The sequence below is a fragment of the Kosakonia sp. genome (assembly GCF_032104925.1).
Taxonomy (GTDB): domain Bacteria; phylum Pseudomonadota; class Gammaproteobacteria; order Enterobacterales; family Enterobacteriaceae; genus Kosakonia.
The window spans coordinates 231928-255291 of sequence record NZ_DAMCGF010000002.1; the positions used below are offsets into that span (position 1 = coordinate 231928).

General features: G+C 54.3%; 26 protein-coding genes. 16 read left to right on the top strand and 10 right to left on the bottom strand.

Features of this window, described 5'->3' with window-relative positions:
* Window positions 1-49 precede the first annotated feature (49 nt).
* Window positions 50-877 (bottom strand): 2,5-didehydrogluconate reductase DkgA, encoded by an 828-nt coding sequence (dkgA, locus tag RT644_RS04220; RefSeq protein WP_020455267.1) that lies wholly within the window; start codon window positions 875-877, stop codon window positions 50-52.
* A gap of 101 nt (window positions 878-978) precedes the next feature.
* Window positions 979-2142, bottom strand: coding sequence for an alcohol dehydrogenase (gene yqhD, locus RT644_RS04225; RefSeq protein WP_313625877.1), 1164 nt, complete (start codon window positions 2140-2142; stop codon window positions 979-981).
* Between the two features lie 195 nt (window positions 2143-2337).
* Here yqhD and RT644_RS04230 point away from each other — a divergent pair, with 195 nt between their 5' ends.
* Window positions 2338-3237, top strand: coding sequence for an AraC family transcriptional regulator (locus tag RT644_RS04230; RefSeq protein WP_017457477.1), 900 nt, complete (start codon window positions 2338-2340; stop codon window positions 3235-3237).
* A gap of 34 nt (window positions 3238-3271) precedes the next feature.
* On the opposite strand, the gene RT644_RS04235 is transcribed toward RT644_RS04230, so the two are convergent.
* Together RT644_RS04235 and metC are read right to left on the bottom strand one after the other, a co-directional pair.
* Window positions 3272-3931 (bottom strand): DedA family protein, encoded by a 660-nt coding sequence (locus RT644_RS04235; protein ID WP_020455265.1) that lies wholly within the window; start codon window positions 3929-3931, stop codon window positions 3272-3274.
* A gap of 116 nt (window positions 3932-4047) precedes the next feature.
* Window positions 4048-5235, bottom strand: a complete 1188-nt coding sequence (gene metC, locus RT644_RS04240) for a cystathionine beta-lyase (protein WP_313625880.1) — start codon at window positions 5233-5235, stop codon at window positions 4048-4050.
* A 251-nt stretch (window positions 5236-5486) separates the two neighbouring features.
* On the opposite strand from metC, the gene exbB reads away from it, so the two are divergent.
* Window positions 5487-6218, top strand: coding sequence for a tol-pal system-associated acyl-CoA thioesterase (exbB, locus tag RT644_RS04245; protein WP_044489488.1), 732 nt, complete (start codon window positions 5487-5489; stop codon window positions 6216-6218).
* Between the two features lie 6 nt (window positions 6219-6224).
* Window positions 6225-6650 carry a TonB system transport protein ExbD gene (gene exbD, locus RT644_RS04250; RefSeq protein WP_313625882.1) on the top strand — a complete coding sequence of 142 codons (426 nt, stop codon included), beginning with the start codon at window positions 6225-6227 and terminating at the stop codon, window positions 6648-6650.
* Between the two features lie 49 nt (window positions 6651-6699).
* Here the strand turns inward: exbD and RT644_RS04255 are convergent, their stop codons facing one another.
* From RT644_RS04255 to RT644_RS04265, 3 genes are all read right to left on the bottom strand, one after another.
* Window positions 6700-7596, bottom strand: a complete 897-nt coding sequence (locus tag RT644_RS04255) for an SDR family oxidoreductase (protein WP_020455261.1) — start codon at window positions 7594-7596, stop codon at window positions 6700-6702.
* A 116-nt stretch (window positions 7597-7712) separates the two neighbouring features.
* Window positions 7713-8156 carry a hypothetical protein gene (locus tag RT644_RS04260; protein WP_020455260.1) on the bottom strand — a complete coding sequence of 148 codons (444 nt, stop codon included), beginning with the start codon at window positions 8154-8156 and terminating at the stop codon, window positions 7713-7715.
* Entirely contained in the window at window positions 8149-8553 is a 405-nt protein-coding gene (locus RT644_RS04265) for a hypothetical protein (RefSeq protein WP_020455259.1), read from the bottom strand. The genes RT644_RS04260 and RT644_RS04265 overlap by 8 nt, the downstream gene beginning before the upstream one ends.
* A 102-nt stretch (window positions 8554-8655) precedes the next feature.
* On the opposite strand from RT644_RS04265, the gene RT644_RS04270 reads away from it, so the two are divergent.
* Both RT644_RS04270 and RT644_RS04275 read left to right on the top strand, forming a co-directional pair.
* Window positions 8656-9162, top strand: coding sequence for an ESA_00282 family adhesion-associated protein (locus RT644_RS04270; RefSeq protein WP_017457485.1), 507 nt, complete (start codon window positions 8656-8658; stop codon window positions 9160-9162).
* Between the two features lie 87 nt (window positions 9163-9249).
* The gene (locus RT644_RS04275) at window positions 9250-9744 is read left to right on the top strand and encodes a TIGR00645 family protein (RefSeq protein ID WP_017457486.1); all 495 of its coding nucleotides are present in this window, start codon (window positions 9250-9252) and stop codon (window positions 9742-9744) included.
* Window positions 9745-9785: 41 nt separating this feature from the next.
* On the opposite strand, the gene RT644_RS04280 is transcribed toward RT644_RS04275, so the two are convergent.
* Window positions 9786-10826 carry an aldo/keto reductase gene (locus tag RT644_RS04280; protein ID WP_313625885.1) on the bottom strand — a complete coding sequence of 347 codons (1041 nt, stop codon included), beginning with the start codon at window positions 10824-10826 and terminating at the stop codon, window positions 9786-9788.
* Between the two features lie 166 nt (window positions 10827-10992).
* Here RT644_RS04280 and yghX point away from each other — a divergent pair, with 166 nt between their 5' ends.
* The 11 genes from yghX (at window position 10993) to hybG (ending at window position 21639) form a co-directional block, all read left to right on the top strand.
* The gene (yghX, locus tag RT644_RS04285) at window positions 10993-11880 is read left to right on the top strand and encodes a YghX family hydrolase (protein ID WP_313625887.1); all 888 of its coding nucleotides are present in this window, start codon (window positions 10993-10995) and stop codon (window positions 11878-11880) included.
* Window positions 11881-12872: 992 nt separating this feature from the next.
* The gene (locus RT644_RS04290; RefSeq protein WP_020455255.1) at window positions 12873-14522 is read left to right on the top strand and encodes a methyl-accepting chemotaxis protein; all 1650 of its coding nucleotides are present in this window, start codon (window positions 12873-12875) and stop codon (window positions 14520-14522) included.
* A 68-nt stretch (window positions 14523-14590) separates the two neighbouring features.
* Entirely contained in the window at window positions 14591-14878 is a 288-nt protein-coding gene (locus RT644_RS04295; protein ID WP_313625891.1) for a DUF2623 family protein, read from the top strand.
* 241 nt (window positions 14879-15119) lie between these two features.
* Window positions 15120-16238: a hydrogenase 2 small subunit gene (hybO, locus tag RT644_RS04300; RefSeq protein WP_020455253.1), complete on the top strand. Its 1119-nt coding sequence runs from the start codon at window positions 15120-15122 to the stop codon at window positions 16236-16238.
* A gap of 2 nt (window positions 16239-16240) precedes the next feature.
* A complete protein-coding gene (hybA, locus tag RT644_RS04305) occupies window positions 16241-17218 on the top strand; it encodes a hydrogenase 2 operon protein HybA (protein ID WP_313625895.1) in 978 nt (325 codons plus the stop codon).
* Window positions 17208-18380 (top strand): Ni/Fe-hydrogenase cytochrome b subunit, encoded by a 1173-nt coding sequence (gene hybB / locus RT644_RS04310; protein WP_313625897.1) that lies wholly within the window; start codon window positions 17208-17210, stop codon window positions 18378-18380. The genes hybA and hybB overlap by 11 nt, the downstream gene beginning before the upstream one ends.
* On the top strand, window positions 18377-20080 hold the full coding sequence (gene hybC, locus RT644_RS04315; RefSeq protein WP_313625899.1) for a hydrogenase 2 large subunit: 1704 nt from the start codon (window positions 18377-18379) through the stop codon (window positions 20078-20080). Before hybB ends, hybC begins: the two co-directional genes overlap by 4 nt.
* Entirely contained in the window at window positions 20080-20577 is a 498-nt protein-coding gene (locus RT644_RS04320; protein ID WP_313625901.1) for a HyaD/HybD family hydrogenase maturation endopeptidase, read from the top strand. Before hybC ends, RT644_RS04320 begins: the two co-directional genes overlap by 1 nt.
* On the top strand, window positions 20567-21046 hold the full coding sequence (gene hybE, locus RT644_RS04325; protein WP_313625903.1) for a hydrogenase-2 assembly chaperone: 480 nt from the start codon (window positions 20567-20569) through the stop codon (window positions 21044-21046). The genes RT644_RS04320 and hybE overlap by 11 nt, the downstream gene beginning before the upstream one ends.
* Entirely contained in the window at window positions 21039-21377 is a 339-nt protein-coding gene (gene hypA, locus RT644_RS04330; protein WP_313625905.1) for a hydrogenase maturation nickel metallochaperone HypA, read from the top strand. Before hybE ends, hypA begins: the two co-directional genes overlap by 8 nt.
* Before the next feature lie 7 nt (window positions 21378-21384).
* Window positions 21385-21639: a hydrogenase maturation factor HybG gene (gene hybG, locus RT644_RS04335; protein WP_160268678.1), complete on the top strand. Its 255-nt coding sequence runs from the start codon at window positions 21385-21387 to the stop codon at window positions 21637-21639.
* On the opposite strand, the gene fucR is transcribed toward hybG, so the two are convergent.
* A complete protein-coding gene (fucR, locus tag RT644_RS04340; protein ID WP_020455246.1) occupies window positions 21630-22352 on the bottom strand; it encodes an L-fucose operon activator in 723 nt (240 codons plus the stop codon). The two genes, hybG and fucR, sit on opposite strands and share 10 nt — an antisense overlap.
* Window positions 22349-23335 carry a sensor domain-containing diguanylate cyclase gene (locus RT644_RS04345; protein ID WP_020455245.1) on the bottom strand — a complete coding sequence of 329 codons (987 nt, stop codon included), beginning with the start codon at window positions 23333-23335 and terminating at the stop codon, window positions 22349-22351. The genes fucR and RT644_RS04345 overlap by 4 nt, the downstream gene beginning before the upstream one ends.
* Window positions 23336-23364 lie beyond the last annotated feature (29 nt).

Consider the following 23364-nt stretch of genomic DNA (forward strand, 5'->3'; position numbering starts at 1 on the left):
CTTTAAACAAAAAGGCCACAACGATAGCGTTATGGCCTTTTAGAAAAACTTAACCCCCAAACTGATCCGGGTCCGGCCCCAGCCGTTTACCGGCATCCAGTTTGGCGATCTCCGCCAGCTCGTCTTTATCCAGGCGGAAATCCCAGACGTTAAAGTTCTCGGCGATACGTGCAGGTGTAACCGATTTCGGAATCACCACCAGGCCGTTATCAAGATGCCAGCGGATCACCACCTGAGCAGGCGTTTTGCCGTATTTATCCGCCAGATCGCGAATAATTTTCTGATCAAATACCCCTTCGCCGCCCTGCGCCAGCGGGCTCCAGGACTCGGTCTGGATTTTATGCGTCGCGTTCCAGGCATGCAGTTGCCGCTGCTGCATTAACGGGTGCAGTTCGATCTGGTTGATAACCGGGATCACGCTGGTTTCATCAATGATCTTTTGCAGATGGTGGATCTCGAAATTACACACGCCGATACTTTTTACCAGCCCCTGTTTTTGCAGCTCGATCATGCCTTGCCAGGCCTCAACGTAATGATCGATAGCCGGAACAGGCCAGTGCATCAGATACAGATCGACGTAATCCAGTTGCAGCTTTTTCAGGCTGGTTTTCAGCGCTTCGGCGGGATGTTTTTGATCGTCATTCCACAGCTTGGTGGTAATAAACAATTCCTCACGCGGCACCCCTGCATTGGCTAAGGCTTTGCCAACGCCCTCTTCGTTCTTATAGGCGGCGGCGGTATCAATGGAGCGATATCCCACCTCCAGCGCCTTTTGGATGGCGGTTATCACTTCCTCGTTGCTCGCTTTCCACACGCCAAGACCCAGTTGCGGCATCAGGTTGCCGTCAGAAAGCTTAATCACGGTTGGATGTGTCATGCATTTCTCCTTTGAATAAGCTTACCGGGACGCGCCCGGTAAGGTGATGTGCATTAAGTGTGGTCGAAAAAACCAAAAACGGAAGGCGGGGCAATGAGACCTTAACGTGCCGCTTCGTAAATACGACGGCTCACATCCAGCGTGATATCCTGGCGTTCGCCCAGTTTCGTCATGCCGTGCTCTTCCAGTTTCGCCAGCAGCGCCGGAATGGAACTGCCGTCCAGACCATAACCGGAAAGGCGGGTCGGAACGCCCATCTGCTCGAAGAAGTTGCGCGTGGCTTCGATAGCCGCGTCAATGCGCTCGTTATCGGAACCTTCTTTGATGTTCCAGACGCGCTCTGCGTATTGCAGCAGTTTTTCGCGTTTGGTATCGCGCTTCTCATTCCACAGCGCAGGCAGAACCACCGCCAGCGTCTGGGCGTGGTCAAGACCATGCATCGCGGTCAGTTCATGACCCAGCATATGCGTAGCCCAATCCTGCGGCACGCCAGCGCCAATCAGGCCGTTCAGCGCTTGTGTCGCCGCCCACATCACGTTGGCACGCACGTCGTAATTTTCCGGCTCCTGCAACGCTTTCGGGCCTTCTTCAATCAGCGTCAGCAGAATACCTTCGGCGAAGCGATCCTGAATTTTGCCATCAACCGGATAAGTGACGTACTGCTCAACGGTATGAACAAAGGCGTCGACCACGCCGTTCGCCACCTGACGCGGCGGCAGGGTATAGGTGTAGACCGGATCCAGTACCGCGAAGACCGGCTGAACGAACGGGGAGTGGAACGCCTGTTTGTCGCCGGTCGCTTTACGTGACACCACTGCGCCCGCGTTGGACTCGGAGCCGGTTGCCGGCAGCGTCAGCACGGAACCCATCGGGATGGCGCTTTTAATTTCGCCGCCGCGTGTTTGCAGGATATGCCATGGATCAACGCCCTCGGCATAGTGAGCCGCTGCGGCGATAAATTTGGTGCCGTCCAGCACGGAACCACCGCCTACCGCCAGCAGAAAGGTGATGTTTTCGTCTTTAACGACCTGTACCGCTTTCATCAGCGTTTCGTAAGTCGGGTTCGGTTCGATGCCGCTGAATTCGCGCACATCCAGCCCTTGCAGCGCGCTGTAAACCTGGTCGAGCACGCCGTTTTTCTTCACGCTGCCGCCACCGTAGGTGATCAGCACGCGTGCGCCAGTCGGGATTTGCTCACGCAGATTGGCAATGGCACCTTTGCCGAACAGGATGCGGGTCGGGGTATGCAGATTAAAATTGTTCATTGCTCGTTCCCTTCTTATTGAGGTGAAAAAAAGTGCGGCGGTGTTTTGCCCAATGGCGATTATTGTGGGCGCGGGCACGCGCGCTCTCAATGCACATTCCTGCCGATGTCTTGCCTGTTTCTCCTTGTGGCTGGAGAAAAAGCCCAAAAATTTGCACACTGTACGGGTCGAAATAGTCTACCGGAGTGGCGAAAAATGAAGCGTGAAGAGATTTGCCTGCAGCTCACTGAAAAGATTAAACGATTGAAAGTGAATGAAAATAGGCTCAATGCACTGCTGCCGGATATCCGCTTGCTGTACGGTACTCAACCGGGAACCCGTACGCCGGTGATGTATCAGCCGGGCATCGTTTTTCTCTTTTCTGGTCACAAAATTGGTTATATCAATGAAAGGGTCTTTCGTTATGACACCAATGAATATTTACTGCTGACCGTGCCGTTGCCGTTTGAGTGTGAAACCTTCGCCACGCCGGAAGTGCCGCTGGCGGGGATCCGTTTGAATGTCGATATCCTGCAACTGCAGGAACTGTTGATGGATATTGGCGAAGATGAACATTTTCGCCCGGATGTGGCGGCAAGCGGCATTAACTCGGCGGTGCTTTCAGAAGAGATCCTCTGTGCCGCTGAGCGTTTGCTGGATGTGATGGAGCGTCCGCTGGATGCGCGTATCCTCGGTAAACAGATTATCCGCGAAATGCTCTACCACGTGCTAACCGGGCCGCGCGGCGGGGCGCTGCTGGCGTTAGTTAGCCGCCAGACCCATTTCAGCCTGATAAGCCGTGTGCTCAAACGCATTGAAAGCCAGTACACGGAAAACCTCAGCGTTGACCAACTGGCGGCGGAAGCCAATATGAGCGTCTCGGCGTTTCACCATAACTTTAAATCGGTGACCAGCACGTCGCCGCTGCAATACCTGAAAACCTACCGCCTGCACAAAGCGCGCATGTTAATGGTGCATGATGGTATGAAAGCCGGGGCGGCGGCCATGCGCGTTGGCTATGAAAGCCCGTCGCAATTCAGCCGTGAGTTTAAGCGTTATTTTGGCCTGACGCCGGGAGAAGATGTGGCGAGAATTCGCATGATGCAGGGAATGTAAAACGTCCCCTCTTCATGCCGAAGAGGGGAACACGTTACGCGTTGCAGTACTTTTTCTTCAGCACTACCGTGACGGCGCCAACCAGGCCGACCACCAGCAGGAACACCGGCAGCAGCATCAGGAATGTCATGACCTGATCTTCATGGCGTTTTACAAACGGGATCATGCTGATGGCGTAGCCCAGCGAGGTCACCGCGCCGACCCACAGCAGCCCGCTGAGCCAGTTAAATAACTGGAAACGGCGGTTAGAGAGGCCGGAGATGCCCGCCATCGTCGGCAGCAGAGTGCGGATAAAGGCCAGGAAACGCCCCGCCAGCAGTGCCAGCAGACCGTGACGGTCAAACATATAGGTCGCCCGCTCGTGATATTTCACCGGTAACTGCGATAGCCAGCTTTTCACCACGCGCGTATTACCAAGCCATTTGCCCTGGATATAGCTCAGCCAACAGCCGAGACTGGCGGCGGAAGTGAGGATGGCTAACGTCGCGACGAAATCCATGCAGCCGCGCGCAATCAGCGCACCAGCCAGCAGCAGCAAACTGTCACCGGGTAAAAACGAAGCAGGAAGCAGGCCGTTTTCTAAAAAGAGGGTGGCAAACATTACTAAATAAACAACACCCACAACATGTGGATTTGCCAGCGCAGCAAAGTCGTGATGCCAGAGCGCAGCAATAATATCTTGAATAACAGCCATGGACTTTCCCGTGGAACCGCGTAGAGGAGGCTATTGTACTCCAGTTCGCCTGAAACACCTTGATCGGGGGCGCAAGAAACGAGAATTTTCTGAATACTTACGCCCGTAAGCCAGGTTTACACGATGCGCTGGAAGCCCGCCACTAAATCCTCAATCAGATCGTCAACATTCTCTAAACCAATGTGCACTCGGATTAATGTGCCGGTGAAATCCACTTCGCCGTCCGGGCGAATCGCCGCCAGTTGCTCCGGCTGATTGGCGAGTATCAACGACTCGTAACCGCCCCATGAATACGCCATGCTGAACAGCGAGAAGTGGTCGAGGTAGTTCGCTAACTCTTCATTGTTCAGACGTTTATTGAGCACAAACGAAAACAAGCCGCTGCTGCCACTAAAATCCCGCTTCCAGTACTCGTGGCCTTTACTGCCGGGAAGCGCCGGGTGATTCACGCGCGCCACCTGCGGATGTGCCGCCAGCCATTCGGCAATTTTCAGGCTGCTTTCGTGGTGCTGACGCAGACGAACGCCCAGCGTACGCAGGCCACGGCTGGTCATATACGCCGTGTCGGCATCCACCATTTGCCCCATCAAATAGGCGTTTTCGCGCAGTTGTTCCCAACAACGGGCATTGGACACCGCCGTACCAATCATGCCGTCGGAGTGGCCAATCAGGTATTTGGTCGCTGCCTGAATGGAGATATCAATATCGAATTCCAGCGCCCTGAACAGCACGCCCGCCGCCCAGGTATTGTCGATCATAATGATGGCGTCTGGCGCAACGCTTCGCACCGCCTGCACAATCGCCGGAACATCGTGGACTTCCATGGTGATTGAGCCGGGAGATTCCAGGAACACCACTTTGGTGTTCGGCTGAATCAGCCGCATGATGCTGGAGCCGATCATCGGGTCGAACCAACTGGTGGTGACACCCAGTTTGGTGAGAATTTTGGTGCAAAAATCCTGGCTGGGTTCATAGGCGGTGTTGGTCATCAACACATGATCGCCTTGTTCAACAAACGCCAGAATGGTGTTTGCCACCGCCGCCGCGCCGCAGGGGAAAAGCGTGCAGCCCGCGCCGCCTTCCAGTTCGCACATCGCGTCTTGCAGCGAAAAGTGCGTGAGCGTGCCGCGACGCCCGTAAAACAGCTCGCCGTTGGCACGGTTACGCGTCGCGTGTTTTTTGGCTTCAACGGTGTCGAATACCAGTGAAGAGGCGCGCTGGATGACGCTATTCACCGACCCTTGCGTGTATTTTTTGCTGCGCCCTGCGTTAACCAGAGCGGTATCAAGATGCTTTGCTGTCATTCTCGCTCAACCTGTTTTTATACGTCTGGATGTCCAGACTACCATGATTGTTGGCGGATGCCTCGCAGTGTTATGCCGGTGAGTGAATTTTTTCCAGAAAATGTTCAATGGTGTCTGTTTACTGCGTAAGCGCAAAGAAAATGACTTTTAATTCAGGCACTCTGCAAATACTAATGAGAACTACTATCAATTCGACGACTTTTTGATATCATGGCGCACAGATTTTGTGATTTGCGTCTCGGAGATACACTGTGGGTAATAATTTGATGCAGACGGATCTATCCGTGTGGGGCATGTACCAGCATGCCGACATCGTTGTGAAGGTGGTGATGATCGGTCTGATTCTGGCGTCGGTCGTCACGTGGGCGCTTTTCTTCAGCAAAAGTGTTGAGATGATTTCGCACAAGCGCCGCCTCAAGCGTGAGCAGCAGCAGTTGGCTGAAGCCCGCTCTCTGGATCAGGCGAGTGAAATTGCTTCCGCTTTCCACGCCCGCAGCCTGAGCACAATGTTAATCAACGAAGCCCAGAACGAACTGGAGTTATCTGCTGGCAGCGAAGATAACGAAGGCATTAAAGAGCGCACCGGTTTTCGTCTGGAACGTCGCGTTGCCGCCACCGGTCGCCATATGGGGCGCGGGAATGGCTATCTGGCAACGATTGGCGCGATCTCGCCGTTTATTGGTCTGTTTGGTACCGTCTGGGGCATCATGAACAGCTTCATCGGCATTGCGCAGACGCAAACCACCAACCTCGCGGTTGTCGCGCCGGGCATCGCGGAAGCGCTGCTGGCAACGGCTATCGGCCTGGTTGCAGCTATCCCGGCGGTGGTGATTTACAATATTTTCGCCCGTATGATCGGCAGCTATAAAGCGATCCTTGGCGATGTTGCCGCGCAGGTTCTGCTGCTGCAAAGCCGCGATCTGGATCTGGCCGCCAGCAACGCTCAGCCGGTTCGCACCGCGCAAAAATTACGAGTAGGTTGATTCGTCATGGCAATGCGTCTTAATGAAAACCTGGACGATAACGGCGAAATGCACGAAATCAACGTCACGCCGTTTATCGACGTGATGTTAGTGCTGCTGATTATCTTTATGGTGGCCGCGCCGCTTGCCACGGTTGATGTGAAAGTTAACCTGCCGGCATCGACCAGCCAGCCGCAACCGCGCCCGGAAAAACCTGTTTACCTGTCGGTAAAAGCAGATAACACCATGTTTATTGGTAACAATCAGGTTACCGATGAAACGATGGTTAACGCGCTGAATACGCTAACCGAAGGTAAAAAAGACACCACCATCTTCTTCCGCGCGGATAAAACCGTGGATTACGAAACAATGATGAAGGTGATGGATACGCTGCATCAGGCGGGATATCTGAAGATCGGTCTGGTGGGCGAGGAAGTCGCGAAAGCGAAGTAATGCCTAACACAACAAAAAAGCTGGCGGATGCCAGCTTTTTTTATGCCTGTTATCCAAGGTGCTCGCCGCCCGTCACGCCATGCACTTCGGCGGTAACGTAGCTTGATTCCTGGCTCGCCAGATAGACATAAATCGGTGCCAGTTCCGCAGGCTGGCCGGCACGCTTCATTGGCGTTTGCTGGCCAAACTGCGGCAGTTTCTCCTGCGGCTGACCCCCGGCAATTTGCAGCGCTGTCCAGATTGGCCCCGGGGCTACGATGTTAACCCGAATCCCTTTTTCCGCGACCTGCTTCGCCAGTCCCCGGCTGTAATTGAGGATTGCCGCCTTGGTTGAGGCGTAATCCAGCAAATGCGTGCTCGGTTGATACGCCTGAATAGACGAGGTGGTGATGATGCTCCCGCCCGGTGGCAGCAGCGGCACGGCTTCCTGGGTGATCCAGAACAGCGCAAAAACGTTAACGGTGTAGGTTTGGGTAAATTGCTCCGTTGTCAGGTTGGCAATCTCTTCCACGGCAGTCTGTTTGCCTGCCACCAGCGCCAGGATATCCAGCCCGCCAAGCTGCTCTTTTGCCTTGTGCGGCAAAGAGCGGGCAAAAGACTCATCGGTCAGGTCACCGGGAATTAACACCGCTTTGCGCCCGGCGGCTTCGATTTGCGCCTTCACCTGCTGCGCGTCTTCCTCTTCCGCAGGCAAATAGTTGATGGCGACATCTGCGCCTTCGCGCGCATAGGCAATAGCCGCCGCGCGACCAATGCCCGAATCGCCGCCGGTCACCAGCGCTTTGCGATCTTTTAGCCGCCCGCTACCGACGTAGCTGTTCTCGCCGCAGTCGGGAACGGGATCCATCTTCGACTGTACGCCTGGCGTTGGTTGCCGCTGTTTCGGGTATTCGCCAGTGTAATACTGCGTGGTGGGATCCTGCATTTTCGTCTGGTTATTCGCCATTACGTACCCTCCATATCGGTTGTTGAGTACTTAAGGGTAGAAGCCTGAGCTGAAAATGCAGACTAATTCAGGATTATCTTGAGGCAAAGGTGTACAAGCGAGGGAAAGGTAAAGGGCTATTTTGTGTTGGCGGATCGCTTTGCCGCCGCTTCTTCTTCCAGTGCCACGGTCGTTACATTCGAGGTGCGGAATTCGCCATCGCTTAGTTTGCGACTCAGGCGTAACGTCGCGGTTTCGCGGCTCAGAATGTACTGATAGTTCGCCTCCAGGCGACCCATGATTTTGTCCCGCAACTCCGGTTTTTGCGCGATGATGGCGTCGATCACCGCACCATAAATCTCTTCTTTCACCTGCAGCGGATAAATTTCGCGACGGTTCTGCCATTTCAGGCGCACCAGCGCCGCAGGAATAGAAACCAGTTCACGCGCGATTCGCTGAATAGTCTCGTTTTTACTTAATATCAGGGCTTCTTTATTTTGCTTTAAGATAAATTCATCGCTTTTTTTCTCTTCCAAAGCTAAATAAACGTTATTATTATCGACCTCGTTCACGTTATTCATCCCCAAACTTATAAAACATTGGCGTATCTTTTTCTCGGGTAATGAGGTTAAGCCAAATCTCATTACCTGCTTCATTTATTTGCTGAGTTTTATCCGCAATTATTTGGCTTAATGTTTGGGCATCTATCTCGCCTTCCGCTTGTAAATCATTAAGTAAACGCGCGAAGGTCTCGATTTTTACCACACGCAATAGCCGCTCTTTTATATGGCGGTCGCGTTCTTCCAGCAGCATATTTCTCGACTGCCCGGTACGGTTGGCATTCGCTAATATATCGTTAGCATGTTCAGCGAGTGTTCTTTTACCCTGAGTTAAATTAGGCTCTTTTCCTTCTTCTCCAGGCTTGGTTTCAACGGCAGAAATGTGAAATCGTGCCGGGACAAGATTCTCGGGAAGCATTTCCAATGTCCTTTAATATCAACAGGGAAGAGGGTGTTCAGGCGTGAGGTGCGTTGACAATATCATGGCGCACTTTTAAAATCAAAAAAAAGGAGCCTGCTCATGAACAGTATTTTTTATTCTGTTATTGCTTTATTGCTGCTGACGGGCGGCGTTCTTTTATTGATGCGTGAGTACAATAAAAAAGCTCCCCTTAGTGAAATTGACAATCCGCCTTTACCACCGCAACCGTTGTCAAAAGAGGAGGGGGAAGATCATTTCTCCGCGTTAATGAATGCGATTACTCCAGTGTGGTACTGGCGCGTTAATCATGAATATATAGATTTTCTTCATGCGACAATTAAGCGCATGAATATGGCGGAATTAAATAGTACGCCTGGGTTATTTGAAGCGCAGCGTCGCTGCAGCGATCTCAATTCAGCGGTGTATAAGTATTACGACAATATAAAAAAACGCTGCGTAAATGGTGAAAAAGTACCGCATTCGGATCTGGATGTGCTCAACCTGCGCCAGTGTTTTCGTGAATTCAGTATGGAAGCGTATCCCGCGTTGGTCGTGCTGGTATGGCCAGAGAACCAACGTCCCTGGGTCAATCCCGAAGAGGTGTAGCGCCGTGTTGCTTTAGTGTTGCAAATTGTTTGCCTGGCTGGGATATACTGAACGCCGGTTTAGCAATCTGAAGAGACTTTACGCAACATGGAACGCTTTCTGGAAAACGCAATGTACGCTTCGCGCTGGTTGCTCGCCCCGGTTTACTTCGGCCTCTCCCTCGCCCTGCTTGCGCTGACGGTAAAATTCTTCCAGGAGATTTTTCACGTCCTGCCCAATATCTTCAATCTGGCGGAAGCGGATTTGATCCTGACACTGCTGTCGCTGGTGGATATGACGCTGGTGGGTGGTTTGCTGGTGATGGTGATGTTTTCCGGCTATGAAAATTTCGTTTCGCAGCTCGATATCGCCGAGCATAAAGAGAAGTTGAACTGGCTTGGCAAAATGGACGCCACATCGCTGAAAAACAAAGTGGCGGCGTCGATTGTTGCCATTTCGTCGATTCATCTGCTGCGCGTGTTTATGGATGCCAAAAATGTCCCGGATAACAAACTGATGTGGTATGTGATTATCCACCTGACGTTTGTGCTTTCTGCTTTTGTGATGGGCTACCTGGACCGATTAACCCGCCACCAGCACTGAGTTCATTGCCGGGCCGCGTTCTGCCGCCCGGCATTACCGTTTTACTTATCTGAAGAAGCCTGCCACAGATTCAGCTCGCCATCGGCAACGTGCTTGTCGATTTGCGCTAACTCCTCGCGACTAAAACTCAGATTGTTCAACGCCAGAACGTTCTCTTCCAGCTGTTCCGGACGGCTTGCGCCAATCAGCACCGACGTGACCCGCGCATCTTTTAACAGCCAGCTCAGCGCCATTTGCGCCATCGACTGTCCACGGCGCTGCGCCATGTCATTGAGTAAGCGCAAGCTGTTGAGGTTGCTCTCTGTCAGCATTTTCTCCGTCAGACCACGCACTTTTTTGCCTTCACGCTGCATACGTGACCCTTCCGGAATGCCGTTCAGGTATTTGCCGGTTAGCAGCCCTTGTGCCAGCGGGGTAAAGGCGATGCAACCCACGCCATTATCTTCCAGCGTATCCAGCAGGCCGGTTTTATCCACCCAGCGGTTCAGCAGGTTGTAAGAGGGCTGATGGATAAGCAGCGGGATTTTCCACTCGCGCAGCAGGGCTGCCATTTGTTGTGTACGTTCGGTTGAATAGGAAGAGATGCCGACATACAGTGCTTTACCGCTCTGTACCGCCTGCGCCAGCGCAGATGCCGTCTCTTCCATGGGCGTTTTTTCATCAACCCGATGCGAATAAAAGATATCAACGTACTCAACGCCCATCCGCTTCAGGCTCTGATCGAGACTGGCGAGCAGGTACTTACGTGAACCGCCGGAACCGTACGGACCTAGCCACATATCGTAACCGGCTTTGGTGGAGATAAGGATTTCGTCGCGGTATGCGGCAAAATCCTCACGCAGCAAGCGGCCAAAATTTTCCTCCGCGCTGCCGGCTGGCGGCCCGTAGTTATTGGCTAAATCAAAGTGGGTAATGCCGAGGGAAAATGCTTTTCGCAGTAAGGCGCGCTGTGAGTCCAGGGCGTGCCCGTGACCAAAACTGTGCCACAAACCGAGCGAAAGCGCGGGCAGTTGCAGGCCGCTTTTGCCGCAATATCGGTACTGCATCTGTTCGTAGCGATTTGGGTTGGCGAAGCCAGGCATGATGTCTCCTTTCTTTTTAATCTTATCGATGAAAATTCGAAACAACGTTTCTATCTTACGTCTGTTTTCTGTACATCAAAAGATGAGGTTGTGTCTGGATGTTTTTTGAGCGAAAAGCGGAGCGCTATGCTTTGCTTAGAGAGGCATACAAAGACGGAGATAAACGATGACGCGGTTAACGGCGAAAGATTTCCCGCAGGAGTTGCTCGATTACTACGACTACTACGCACACGGCAAGATCAATAAGCGAGAGTTTTTACAGCTGGCGGGCAAATATGCGGTGGGCGGCATGACGGCGCTGGCGCTGTTCAATCTCTTGAAACCGAACTACGCGCTGGCAACGCAGGTGGAATTTACCGATCCGGACATTCATCCTGAATACATCACTTATCCGTCGCCGAACGGGCATGGCGATGTGCGTGGCTACCTGGTCAAACCGACAAAAACGCAGGGCAACGTGCCGGCAGTGGTGGTGGTACATGAAAATCGCGGGCTGAACCCGTATATCGAAGATGTGGCTCGCCGCGTCGCCAAAGCAGGCTATATAGCGCTGGCACCGGATGGTTTAAGTTCTGTGGGCGGCTATCCCGGTAACGATGATGAAGGCCGTGCATTGCAGCAGAAAGTTGACCCGACAAAGCTGATGAATGATTTTTTTGCCGCCATCGAGTTTATGCAAAAGCATCCGCAGGCGACGGGCAAAGTGGGGATTACCGGTTTTTGCTATGGCGGCGGCGTGTCAAACGCGGCGGCGGTGGCTTACCCTGAACTGGCGTGCGCGGTGCCTTTTTATGGCCGACAGCCTCCAGCGGCGGATGTTGCGAAAATCAACGCACCGCTATTGCTGCATTACGCGGCGCTGGACAAGAACATCAACGACGGCTGGCCTGCTTATGAGCAGGCGTTAAAGGCCCATCGAAAAGTTTATGAAGCGTGGGTTTATCCCGGCGTTAACCACGGGTTTCACAACGATTCGACGCCGCGATACGATAAAGCCGCTGCCGAATTGGCCTGGCAACGCACCCTCGATTGGTTCAAAACGTATCTCACCTAGCGGCTGCTGCACTGGCAGGGATGCCGGAAAACATAAAAAAGATGAATATGTCGCATTGTGTTTATTTATCTGTGTGAGTTAACGGCATAAGCCATACTTACCAGGTTTTTACGTCGTAAATGCAGAAGAACCGATAATTAACGCAATGCCTTTGGTTTTCTGGCTTTTACTGGCAGGCAAAATCGCGTCTTTAATTTACGTTAGGCTCCCGTTCTTTCTGCGAAAATTCCTGGGAAAGCGGCTAAAAAATCGGCGCGACATAAATCGTTGCGGGCTATTCATAATATTTATCAATGTATACAAAAATAACCTTCTGTGGAGGTTTTGCCCTAACCGCTAACGCAGGGCATGGCAAAGTGCGTAAGGTGCCGTACCTTTACAGAGCGCGATATGACTGGGTTTTACCCTTTCACCCTGCATTGTTATCTGCCTGACTATCGGGTTGTGTTGCGTAAAAAAAGATCTTTTTTAACATCACTTCACAGGTGTTTAAAGGTTACTTAACTCTTATTTTTTTGACTTTTCTGGCCAATGATTAGTGATATTTATCGGTGTTTTTCAAACGGTGATAATAACTATTATCGCTCTGTTCAATCGCTTTTTTAATATCGTCATCCGCTGATGAACTTATTTGATAATTGTGGTTTTTAATTTTGTGGCATGGCGTTTTAATAATTGAGCGTTTCCGCGTTTGTGATATTTCTGGTTCTTTTGATAATAGATTTATCAAAAGAAATGTCTTTTATTATTAGCTGGTTATGCGCTTTTTTATAAGCGGTATTGCAATGCTGTTAACAAAATTCATGCTGAAGTAAAGTTAGCAGAATAAGCGTTTTAGCGGCGACTCAAGCGGCAGAGGAAGGAGAAAAGGTCAACGCTGTTCTCATACAAAAATTTTTAGCCAGACATTTAATATTTTCCGCACCTTGCCGATAAATGGAGATAACTCTCGCCCGCAGGCGAGAAAGCACCATTACCGCAAGGACAATATTATGAATATGCTTCGTAACTTTACTATACGAGCCGTGATGCTGGTGATCCTCGGGATCTTCGGCGTGCTGTGGTCTGGCGTCGGCTTATATAGTGTTTTTTCTCTGTCAAAAGTCGCTGATGGCAATGACGTTGATCGCCAGCTGGTGACGCAAATGACCCTTCTTAGCCAGGGTAATGATCAGTACTTCCGATTTGTTACTCGTCTTAGCCGTGTGATGGAAGCCAAAGCTGCGGGTGGCTCGCCAGATATGGCACCGGTGCAACAGGCGCTGGATACCATGTCGCGTAAATTGACGGAGTTTAAAGCCGTATCGCCGGGCCCTATGGATCCCAAAGTATCTGAACAAGTGATTGCCGCCTGGCAGGCGCTGCTGGATCAAGGGGTAACTCCGCAGATGCAGCTGGCGCAGCAAGGTACGCCAGACGCGTACCGCCAGCAGGCCAATAATGTTACGCCGGGTTTGAGCCGCAGCTTTGGTACGGCGACAGAAAGTTTTAATAAAGCGGCCAGCAGCAGCCTCGATGAAACACGCGTGATGGTCGATGCGCGCACCAGCACCACGCGCGTCGCGATTATTACTGCGATGGTGATTGGCTTGCTGATCCTGCTGTTCACCGATCGCTATCTGGTCGCCATGCTGGTGAAACCGCTGAACCGTATTCGCGCGCACTTCCGTTTGATGGCGCAGGGCGATCTCAGCCAGCCGCTGGAAGATATGGGGCGCAACTGCGTGGGGCAGGTGATCCCGCTGCTGTTAGCAATGCAGGATAGCCTGCGCGAAGCGGTGAGCAGCATCCGCCACGGCAGCGAGAATATCTGGCGTGGCGCGTCCGAGATCTCTACCGGTAATAACGATCTCTCTTCCCGCACGGAAGAGCAGGCCGCCGCACTGGAACAAACCGCTGCCAGCATGGAAGAGCTGACCTCAACGGTAAAACTGAACGCGGATAACGCCAACCAGGCAAGCGAACTGGCAGAAGTGGCGTCGACCACCGCCAGCAAAGGCGGCGCGCTGGTAAAAGAAGTGATCAGCACGATGGATGGCATCTCCGACAGCTCGAAGAAAATCGCCGAAATCACCAACGTGATTAACAGCATCGCCTTCCAGACCAACATTCTTGCGCTTAACGCCGCCGTGGAAGCCGCGCGTGCGGGTGAGCAAGGTCGTGGTTTCGCAGTGGTTGCGGGTGAGGTGCGTAACCTCGCCAGCCGCAGTGCCGGCGCAGCGAAAGAGATCGAAACGCTGATCGCGGATTCCGTTTCCCGCGTGGAGAAAGGCGCGAAACTGGTCAATGACACCGGCACCACCATGGAAAGCATTTTGCGTTCGGTGAGAGAAGTGACCACCATTATGAAAGAGATCGCTTCTGCGACGGATGAACAGAGCAAAGGCATCTCTCAGGTGGGCGTGGCGATTACCCAGATGGACAGCGTAACGCAGCAGAACGCCGCGCTGGTGGAAGAGATTTCCGCCGCCGCCGCTGCGCTGGAGCGCCAGACCGAAGAGTTGCAGCGTTCCGTTCAGCAGTTCCGCCTTTCCAGTGACGAGCAGCAGAAACCTGCGGCCACCGCGCTGGTAAAACCGGATTTATCACGCGGAGGATCGCGTAAAGCATCAACCTCTTCGGATGAGTGGGTCGCGTTTTAATCAGCGCTATCGCCGCCACGGAAGATCGTTATATAATTTTTTATATAGCGTTTGTGGGGATGATAACGATGGACAACCATTTTGGTAAAGGCTTGATGGCCGGGCTGAATGCGGCGCAGGCGGACAGCGCCAGTAACGTGGCGCATTTCTGCACGGACTATAAGCGTGGTTTTGTACTCGGGTTTTCGCATCGTATGTTTGAAAAAACCGGCGATCGTCAACTCAGCGCGTGGGAAGCAGGCATTCTTACGCGTCGCTACGGGCTGGATAAGGACATGGTGATGGATTTCTTTCGCGAGAGTCACTCCAGCACTGTGATCCGATTTTTTATGGCGGGTTACCGTCTCGAAATCTAAAAATAAGCTTTGCTCAAAATGTAGTTCTCTTTTGTGAAGGTCACTTTTGTCGAGGGTGACTTTCATTTTTTTTGCCGTTTTGTGCCCCTAAGCCCCTCATTTTTCTGTGACTACTGCAACACTCTCCGCCTTTTTGCATAATACCCTTGTTTTTTATGTGATTATTTGTCGGGGCGATCGCAGCATTCATCTGCCCAATGGGTGGAGAATAATCCTAGTCCAGGCTAAGGGATAACAATAAATGGCAGGAGAGAACCAACAATTTGCGTCTCATGGCGTGAGCCGTCGTGATTTTATGAAACTGTGTGCTGCACTGGCGGCGACCATGGGGTTAAGCGGTAAAGCCGCTGCCGAAATGGCCGAAGCCGTCAGTCACCCTCAGCGTCCACCCGTTATCTGGATTGGCGCGCAGGAGTGCACAGGCTGTACTGAATCACTGCTTCGCGCGACGCACCCCACCGTAGAAAACCTTGTGCTGGAAACCATTTCGCTGGAATACCACGAAGTGCTTTCTGCCGCGTTTGGTCACCAGGTTGAAGAGAATAAACACCGGGCGCTGGAGCAGTATAAAGGCCAGTACGTGTTGGTGGTCGATGGCTCGATTCCGATGAAAGACGGCGGGGTTTACTGCATGGTCGCCGGCGAACCGATTGTCGATCATATACGTAAAGCGGCAGAAAACGCGGCGGCGATTATCGCTATTGGCTCCTGCGCCGCCTGGGGCGGCGTGGCGGCGGCGGGCGTTAACCCGACCGGTGCAGTCAGCCTGCAAGAGGTGCTACCTGGCAAAACGGTGATCAACATTCCCGGCTGTCCGCCGAACCCACAAAACTTCCTTGCCACGGTGGCGCATATCATCACCTTCGGCAAACCTCCGGCGCTTGACGCCAAAAACCGTCCCCGCTTTGCCTACGGACGCTTAATTCACGAGCACTGCGAACGTCGACCGCATTTTGACGCCGGGCGCTTTGCGAAAGCGTACGGCGATCAGGGGCATCGCGAAGGCTGGTGCTTGTACCACTTAGGTTGCAAAGGCCCGGAAACCTGGGGCAACTGCTCAACGTTGCAGTTTTGCGATGTAGGCGGTGTCTGGCCCGTTGCCATTGGTCACCCGTGCTACGGCTGTAACGAAGAAGGGGTTGGCTTTCACAAGGGCATCTCCCAGCTTGCGCATGTTGATAACCCTACGCCGCGCGCCGCGAAACCAGACGTCAACCTGAAAGAGGGCGGCACCGTGTCGGCAAGCGCAGTCGGTTTGCTGGGTGGCGTCGTCGGCCTGGTGGCGGGTGTCGGTGTAATGACCGTGCGTGAACTGGGTCGCCAGCAGAAGAAAAACGACACGGATTCACAGGGAGACTAGCCGTGAACAGACGTGATTTTCTCAAAGTGGCGTCCGGTGGGGCGCTGCTGGTGGGGGGATCGTCCGCGAGTTTTGCCGCCGCGCAAAACCGCCCGCCGATCCCCGGCGCGCTGGGGATGTTGTACGACTCCACGCTCTGTGTCGGTTGTCAGGCCTGTGTGACGCGTTGCCAGGAAATTAACACGCCGCAGCGTAACCCACAGGGCGAGCAAACCTGGTCGAATAACGACAAACTTTCGCCTTATACCAATAACATTATTCAGGTCTGGCACAGCGGCAGCGGGGAGAACAAAGACCAGCTGCGCGACGGTTATGCCTATATCAAAAAGCAGTGCATGCACTGCGTGGATGCCAACTGTGTTTCCGTCTGCCCGGTGCAGGCGCTGAAAAAGGACGCCAAAACCGGCATCGTTCACTACGACGCCAGCGTCTGTACCGGCTGCCGCTACTGCATGGTCGCCTGTCCGTTCGATGTGCCGAAGTATGACTACAACAACCCCTTCGGCGCGCTGCATAAGTGCGAGCTTTGCAACCAGAAAGACGTGGCGCGGCTGGATAACGGCGAGCTGCCCGGGTGTGTGGAAGTGTGCCCGGCGGGCGCGGTAATTTTTGGCACGCGCGAAGAACTGCTCGCCGAAGCCAAAAAACGTCTCGCGATGAAACCCGGCTCTGAGTACCGCTACCCGCGCCAGACATTGAACACCAACGACACCTACGTGCATAACGTGCCCAGCTACTACCCGCATCTGTACGGCGAGAAAGAGGGCGGCGGCACGCAGGTGCTGGTGCTGACCGGGGTTCCTTATCAGGAACTGGGGTTGCCGGAGCTGGACGATCTGGCAACCGGCGCACGCTCTGAGCATGTTCAACATACGGTCTACAAAGGCATGATGTTGCCGCTCGCCGTGCTGGCTGGGCTGACCGCACTGGTACGCCGCAATACGCGGGACAACCATGACGGAGGCGATCATGAGTCATGATCCACAAGCGATGGGCGGCAAACTGCTGAGTAAACCGGTGCTGCTGTTCGCCCCGCTGATCGTGCTGTGCGCGATCTTTATCCTCAAGCGTTTGATCTTCGGGCTCGGATCGGTCTCGGATCTGAACGGTGGTTATCCGTGGGGGATCTGGATCGCGTTTGATTTGCTGATCGGCACCGGCTTTGCCTGTGGCGGCTGGGCGCTGGCGTGGGCGGTGTATGTCTTTAACCGGGGCGATTATCACCCGCTGGTGCGCCCGGCGCTGCTGTGCAGCCTGTTCGGTTATTCGCTGGGCGGCTTGTCCATCACCATCGATGTTGGACGTTACTGGAATCTGCCTTACTTCTATATTCCCGGCCATTTCAATGTCAATTCAGTGCTGTTTGAAACCGCGGTCTGTATGACGATTTACATCGGCGTGATGGCGCTGGAGTTCGCCCCGGCGCTGCTGGAAAGGCTTGGCTGGAAGGTTTCGCTGCGCCGTCTCAATAAAGTGATGTTTTGCATTATCGCGCTTGGCGCGCTGCTGCCGACCATGCACCAGTCGTCGATGGGCTCGTTGATGATTGCCGCCGGATATAAGGTTTACCCGCTGTGGCAGAGCTATGAAATGCTGCCGGTTTTCTCGCTGCTGACCGCGTTTATTATGGGTTTCTCGATTGTCATTTTCGAAGGCTCATTAATGCAGGCCAGCCTGCGCGGCAACGGGCCGGATGAAAAACGCCTGTTTAGCAAACTGATTAACATCCTGAGCGTGCTGTTAGCGCTGTTTCTGGTGTTGCGGTTGGGAGAGATCACGTGGCGTGACAAATGGCATTACGCTTTTGCCGGTGATTTTTACAGCCTGATGTTCTGGCTGGAAATGGCGCTGCTGGCCTTGCCGCTGCTGATCCTGCGCGCGCCGCGTCTGCGCCGTGATTCCCGCTTTTTGTTCCTTGGCGCGTTGAGCATGCTGCTCGGCTGTGCGCTGTGGCGGCTCTCTTATTCGCTGTTGGCCTTTAATCCCGGCAACGGCTACCACTACTTCCCGACAGCGGAAGAGTTATTGATTTCCATCGGTTTTGTGGCAATTGAAGTCTGTGCGTACATCTTACTGATACGTCTGTTGCCGATTATTCCTCCGTTAAAAACATCTGCGCGACATGAGGCGAGTAAAGCATGAGTCAACGTATCACCATTGATCCGGTTACCCGTATTGAGGGTCATTTACGCATTGATTGCGAAATTGAAAACGGCGTTGTATCAAAGGCCTGGTCGTCAGGAACCATGTGGCGCGGGATGGAAGAAATTGTCAAAAACCGCGACCCGCGCGACGCATGGATCATCATGCAGCGCATTTGCGGCGTTTGTACGACGATCCACGCCATTGCCTCGGTGCGGGCGGTAGAAAGCGCGCTGGAGGTGAAGGTGCCGCGCAACGCCCAGTACATCCGCAACATCATTCTGGCCGCCCACTCGATTCACGATCATATCGTCCATTTCTATCAGCTTTCGGCGCTCGATTGGGTCGATATCACCAGCGCGCTGAATGCCGATCCGGCGAAAGCCGCCGCGCTGTTACAGGGGCTTTCCGACTGGCCGCTAAACAGTGAAAACGACTTCAAAGCGGTGCAGGAGAAGATCAAAGCGCTGGTCGCCAGCGGCCAACTGGGCATTTTTGCCAACGGCTACTGGGGCCACCCGGCAATGAAACTGCCGCCGGAAGTAAACCTGATTGCCGTCGCGCACTACCTGCAAGCGCTGGAGTGTCAGCGCGACGCTAACCGCATTGTCGCGCTGCTCGGCGGTAAATCGCCGCACATTCAGAACCTGGCGGTGGGTGGGGTTGCCAACCCGATCAATCTTGATGGCATCGAAGTGCTGAACCTTGAACGCCTGATGTATCTCAAGTCGTTTATCGACAAGCTGGAAGGGTTTATCGAGCAGGTTTATAAAGTCGACACGGCGGTGATTGCGGCGTTTTACCCGGAATGGCTCACGCTCGGTAAAGGCGCGGTGAACTACCTGAGCACGCCGGAATTCCCCACCGACGCCAACAACGGCAGCTTCATGTTTGCTGGTGGCTACATTGAAAATGCCGATCTTGCGACCTACCGTGAAATCAACACCCACACCGATCCTTTCCTGATTAAAGGCATTCAGGAGAGCGCGAAACACGCCTGGTATAAAGACGAGGCGCCGCAGGAGCCGTGGCAGGGCACCACGCTGCCGCAGTACACCGGCTGGCAGGAAGAGGGCAAATACTCCTGGGTTAAATCGCCCACCTTTTACGGCAAAACGGTCGAAGTGGGGCCGCTCGCCAATATGCTCTGCAAACTGGCAGCGAAACACCCGGCAACGGCGGAGAAATTGCACGATATCACCGCCATTTACCAGAAACTCACCGGTAAAACGGTGGCGGTGGAGCAACTGCACTCCACGCTGGGGCGCATTATCGGCCGCACGGTTCATGCCTGCGAGTTACATCAGGTCTTGCAGCAACAGTATCAGGCATTGATAGACAATATCGGCAAAGGCGATGTGCAAACTATCGCCCATACGGAAATCCCGACCAGCGGCGAGTTTAAAGGCGTCGGCTTCCTTGAAGCGCCGCGCGGCATGCTCTCCCACTGGATCGTTATCAAAGACGGTAAAATCGATAACTACCAGGCGGTAGTGCCGTCAACCTGGAACGCCGGGCCGCGCAACTTCAACGACGACGCCGGGCCATACGAGCTGTCACTGGTGGGAACGCCAATTGCCGATCCGCAAAAACCGCTGGAAGTGGTGCGCACCGTTCACTCGTTCGATCCGTGTATGTCGTGCGCGGTCCACGTGGTGGATGCCGACGGCAACGATGTTGTCGCGGTGAAGGTGCTGTGATGTCAATTTTAGTATTAGGCGTGGGCAACATTTTGCTCACCGATGAAGCGATAGGCGTGCGGGTGGTGGAAGCGCTTGAGCAGCGTTACCACCTGCCCGCGCATGTCGAGGTGCTGGACGGCGGCACGGCGGGTATGGAGCTGATTGAGGCGATGGCTAACCGCGATCATCTGATCATCGCCGATGCGGTGGTCAGCCGCAAAAGCGAGCCGGGTGCAGTAATTTGCCTGCGCGATGACGACGTGCCAACGCTGTTCAGCAATAAAATTTCGCCGCACCAGTTGGGGCTATCGGATGTGCTGTCGGCGCTGCGTTTCACCGGTGAGTTTCCGAAAAAACTGACGCTGATTGGCGTTATTCCGTCCTCGCTGGAGCCACATATCGGCATGACACCGGTGGTGGCGGCGAGCCTGGACACCGCGCTACAGACGGTGCTGGCGGCGCTGCGTGAATCCGGCGTGGAGCCTGTTTTACGGGAGACCGAACATGCAGGATGAGGTAATGGGGTTCGACGTTTCGCCGCACCGCGAAGTGCAGGCGGCTTTTATGGCGATAGCCGAGCAGGAGATGCAGGGTCTGCCATTTGTCCATGCAACCATGCCGGTGTATGTCACGCCGTTCACCCGCTTTGAAGAGCAGTGGCTGGGTTGTGTGTTGACGCCGTGGATGCTGAGTCTGCAAATCTACCCCGGCCCGCAGCAGTGCTGGCCTCGCCGCCCGGTGAGCCAGCGGCTGGGGCTGCGATTGCCCTATGGCGAAATGGCCTTTACCGTCGGCGAATTACCCGCATTGGGGCAATACCTGAGCTGCTCGCTGATGTCGCCGCTCGATCGGGGATTGTCTGTTGATGCTGGCATCACGCTTGCCGATAACTGCCTGAAAATGGCGCTTTCGTTGCCGGTCACCGATGCCGCGCTAAGCCGTCGCGCGTTACTGCAAGGGCTACGGGACAAAGCGCATGCATGAGTTATCCCTGTGCCAGAACGCGGTGGAGATCATTGAACAGCAGGCACGGCAAAACGGCGCGCGGCGCGTGACGGGCGTATGGCTGGAAGTGGGCGCGCTGGCTTGTGTGGAAGAGAGCGCGCTGCGGTTTGGTTTTGATATCGCCTGCCGCGAAACGCTGGCGCAGGGTTGCACATTGCATATCCTCCATAAACCGACGCAGGCCTGGTGCTGGAATTGCAGCCAGACAGTGGAAGCCGAGCGGCACGATGAATGCCCGCTCTGCCACTGCCCGACGCTGCATATTGAGCGCAGCGACGGCGTGCAGATCAAAAGTATCGAAGTGGAGTAAAGCAACGATGTGTATAGGCGTACCGGGGCAGGTGGTGGCCGTTGGCGACGATTTTCATCAACTGGCGCAGGTGGATGTGTGCGGCGTGCGCCGCGACGTCAATATCGCGCTGGTGTGCGAGGATTCACCTAGTGAATTGCTGGGGCAATGGGTGCTGGTGCATGTCGGTTTCGCGATGAGCGTGATTGATGAACACGAAGCGCTGGCAACACTGGAAGCGTTGCGCAACATGGAGATCGAAGCGTTTGCCCCTCAGCGCTGAAGCGCGTCGATGTTCGCGTCGGTCACCATCTGCGTGACCTGCGCCAGATTGCCGATCTTCGCTTCGCTGGCGCGATAGAATTTACTCTTATCAATCAACAGCAATGATTGCTGCGCCCGGCGTAACAGCTGGGCTTTGAACGCCGCATTGTGGCGGGTGGAATCCCACATATCGCCGCGTGCATCCACGCCTTCGCAGGAGAAGATAAACAGATCAATCTCCAGCGATTTCAGAAGACTTGCGAGAGCCGGGTTCACATAGCAGCGCTCCGTGCGCGCCAGACGGCCACCCGAGCAGATAAGTTCAATCTGTTCGCGGCGCGCCATCTCCTGGCACACCGGCAGACTGTTGGTCAGCACCGTCAACGGGATATCCGGTAACTGCCGCGCCAGATGAAAACAGGTGGAGCTGGCATCCAGCGCCAGCGTCATCCCGGCTTCTATCCAGTTCAGTGCGTGGCGGGCGATGTCGGCTTTATCCGCGTAATGGCTTTTTAGCCGGGCGCGAAACGGCTCCCCGTCATCATGCGACGCTGCGTGCAATGTACGCGCCAGACCGTGGCGACGCACAATTTTACCCGCCGTTTGCAGCGCGTTGAGATCGCGGCGAATGGTTTCAATACTGACATTCAGCTGCGCCGCCAGCGCCTGGGTTGTGATGCTGTGCTGGCTGGTGAGAAGCTGCAGAATCGCTTGCTGGCGTGCGTGCTTCATGGCGTTTCCTCATGCCGTGGCGAGAGCGAAATCAGGATTTTGCCGATAGCCGCGCCGTTTTTACCGGTGTGCTTAATGTGATACATCGCGCGATCGGCACGCATCAGCGCATTAACGAAATCATCCCCGGCTTGCACTTCATCAATGCCTATCGATGCGCCTACCGACGCTTCGCCATTATCCAGCTCGAAGGGGCTGAGAATGGCGCGCAAACAGCTATGCGCTGTGCTGTTAATCAGCAGGCTGTTGAGCGCAAAGGGTAGCAACAGAACAAACTCATCGCCGCCAAGCCGCCCGATGACGGTTCCCTCCGGGCAGGCAGTACGCAGGCGCTGGCTGAGCTGGATCAGCAACTCATCGCCGCTGCGGTGGCCAAACGTATCGTTTACCGCTTTGAAATCATCGAGATCGATAAATGCCACACACAGCGGCCCGGCGAGATTGAGTTCAGCGAAGTGTTGCAACAGCGCGTGGCGGTTCGCGAGGCCGGTCAGCGGATCGTGATTTGCAAGCAGAGCCAGTTGCTCTTCGTACTGCTTCTCTTTGGTCATATCAATGTGCGTGCCGGTCACTTTCAGCGGCGCGCCGCTGGCGTCCCGGTCGGTGACGCGACCGCGATCGAGCACCCAGGTCACGGTGCCATTTTTATGCTGCATGCGGTGCAACGCTTCGTAAAACGGGGTTTTGCCGTGCAAATGGTCGTAAAACGCATCCAGCACCCGTTGCCGGTCATCTTCATGCAGGTGTTCGCGCCAGACATCAAAATGGGCGCTCAGTGCTTTGGGTTGATAGCCAAGCATCGCTCCCCAGCGGCGGTTAAAGATGATGAGCTTGCCGCTTGGCACATCCAGTTGCCACAAACAGAGTCCGGTGCCGTCGAGCGCGGCGCTGAGTTTATTGCGCGCATCGCGCGCGATCCGCACCAGCCGGGCGTTGTGCTTCTTCAGATTCTGGATCTGCTGTTTTAGCGCGTTTTCAGACATTTGGCGGGCTACGGGTAAATAAAAGGCAT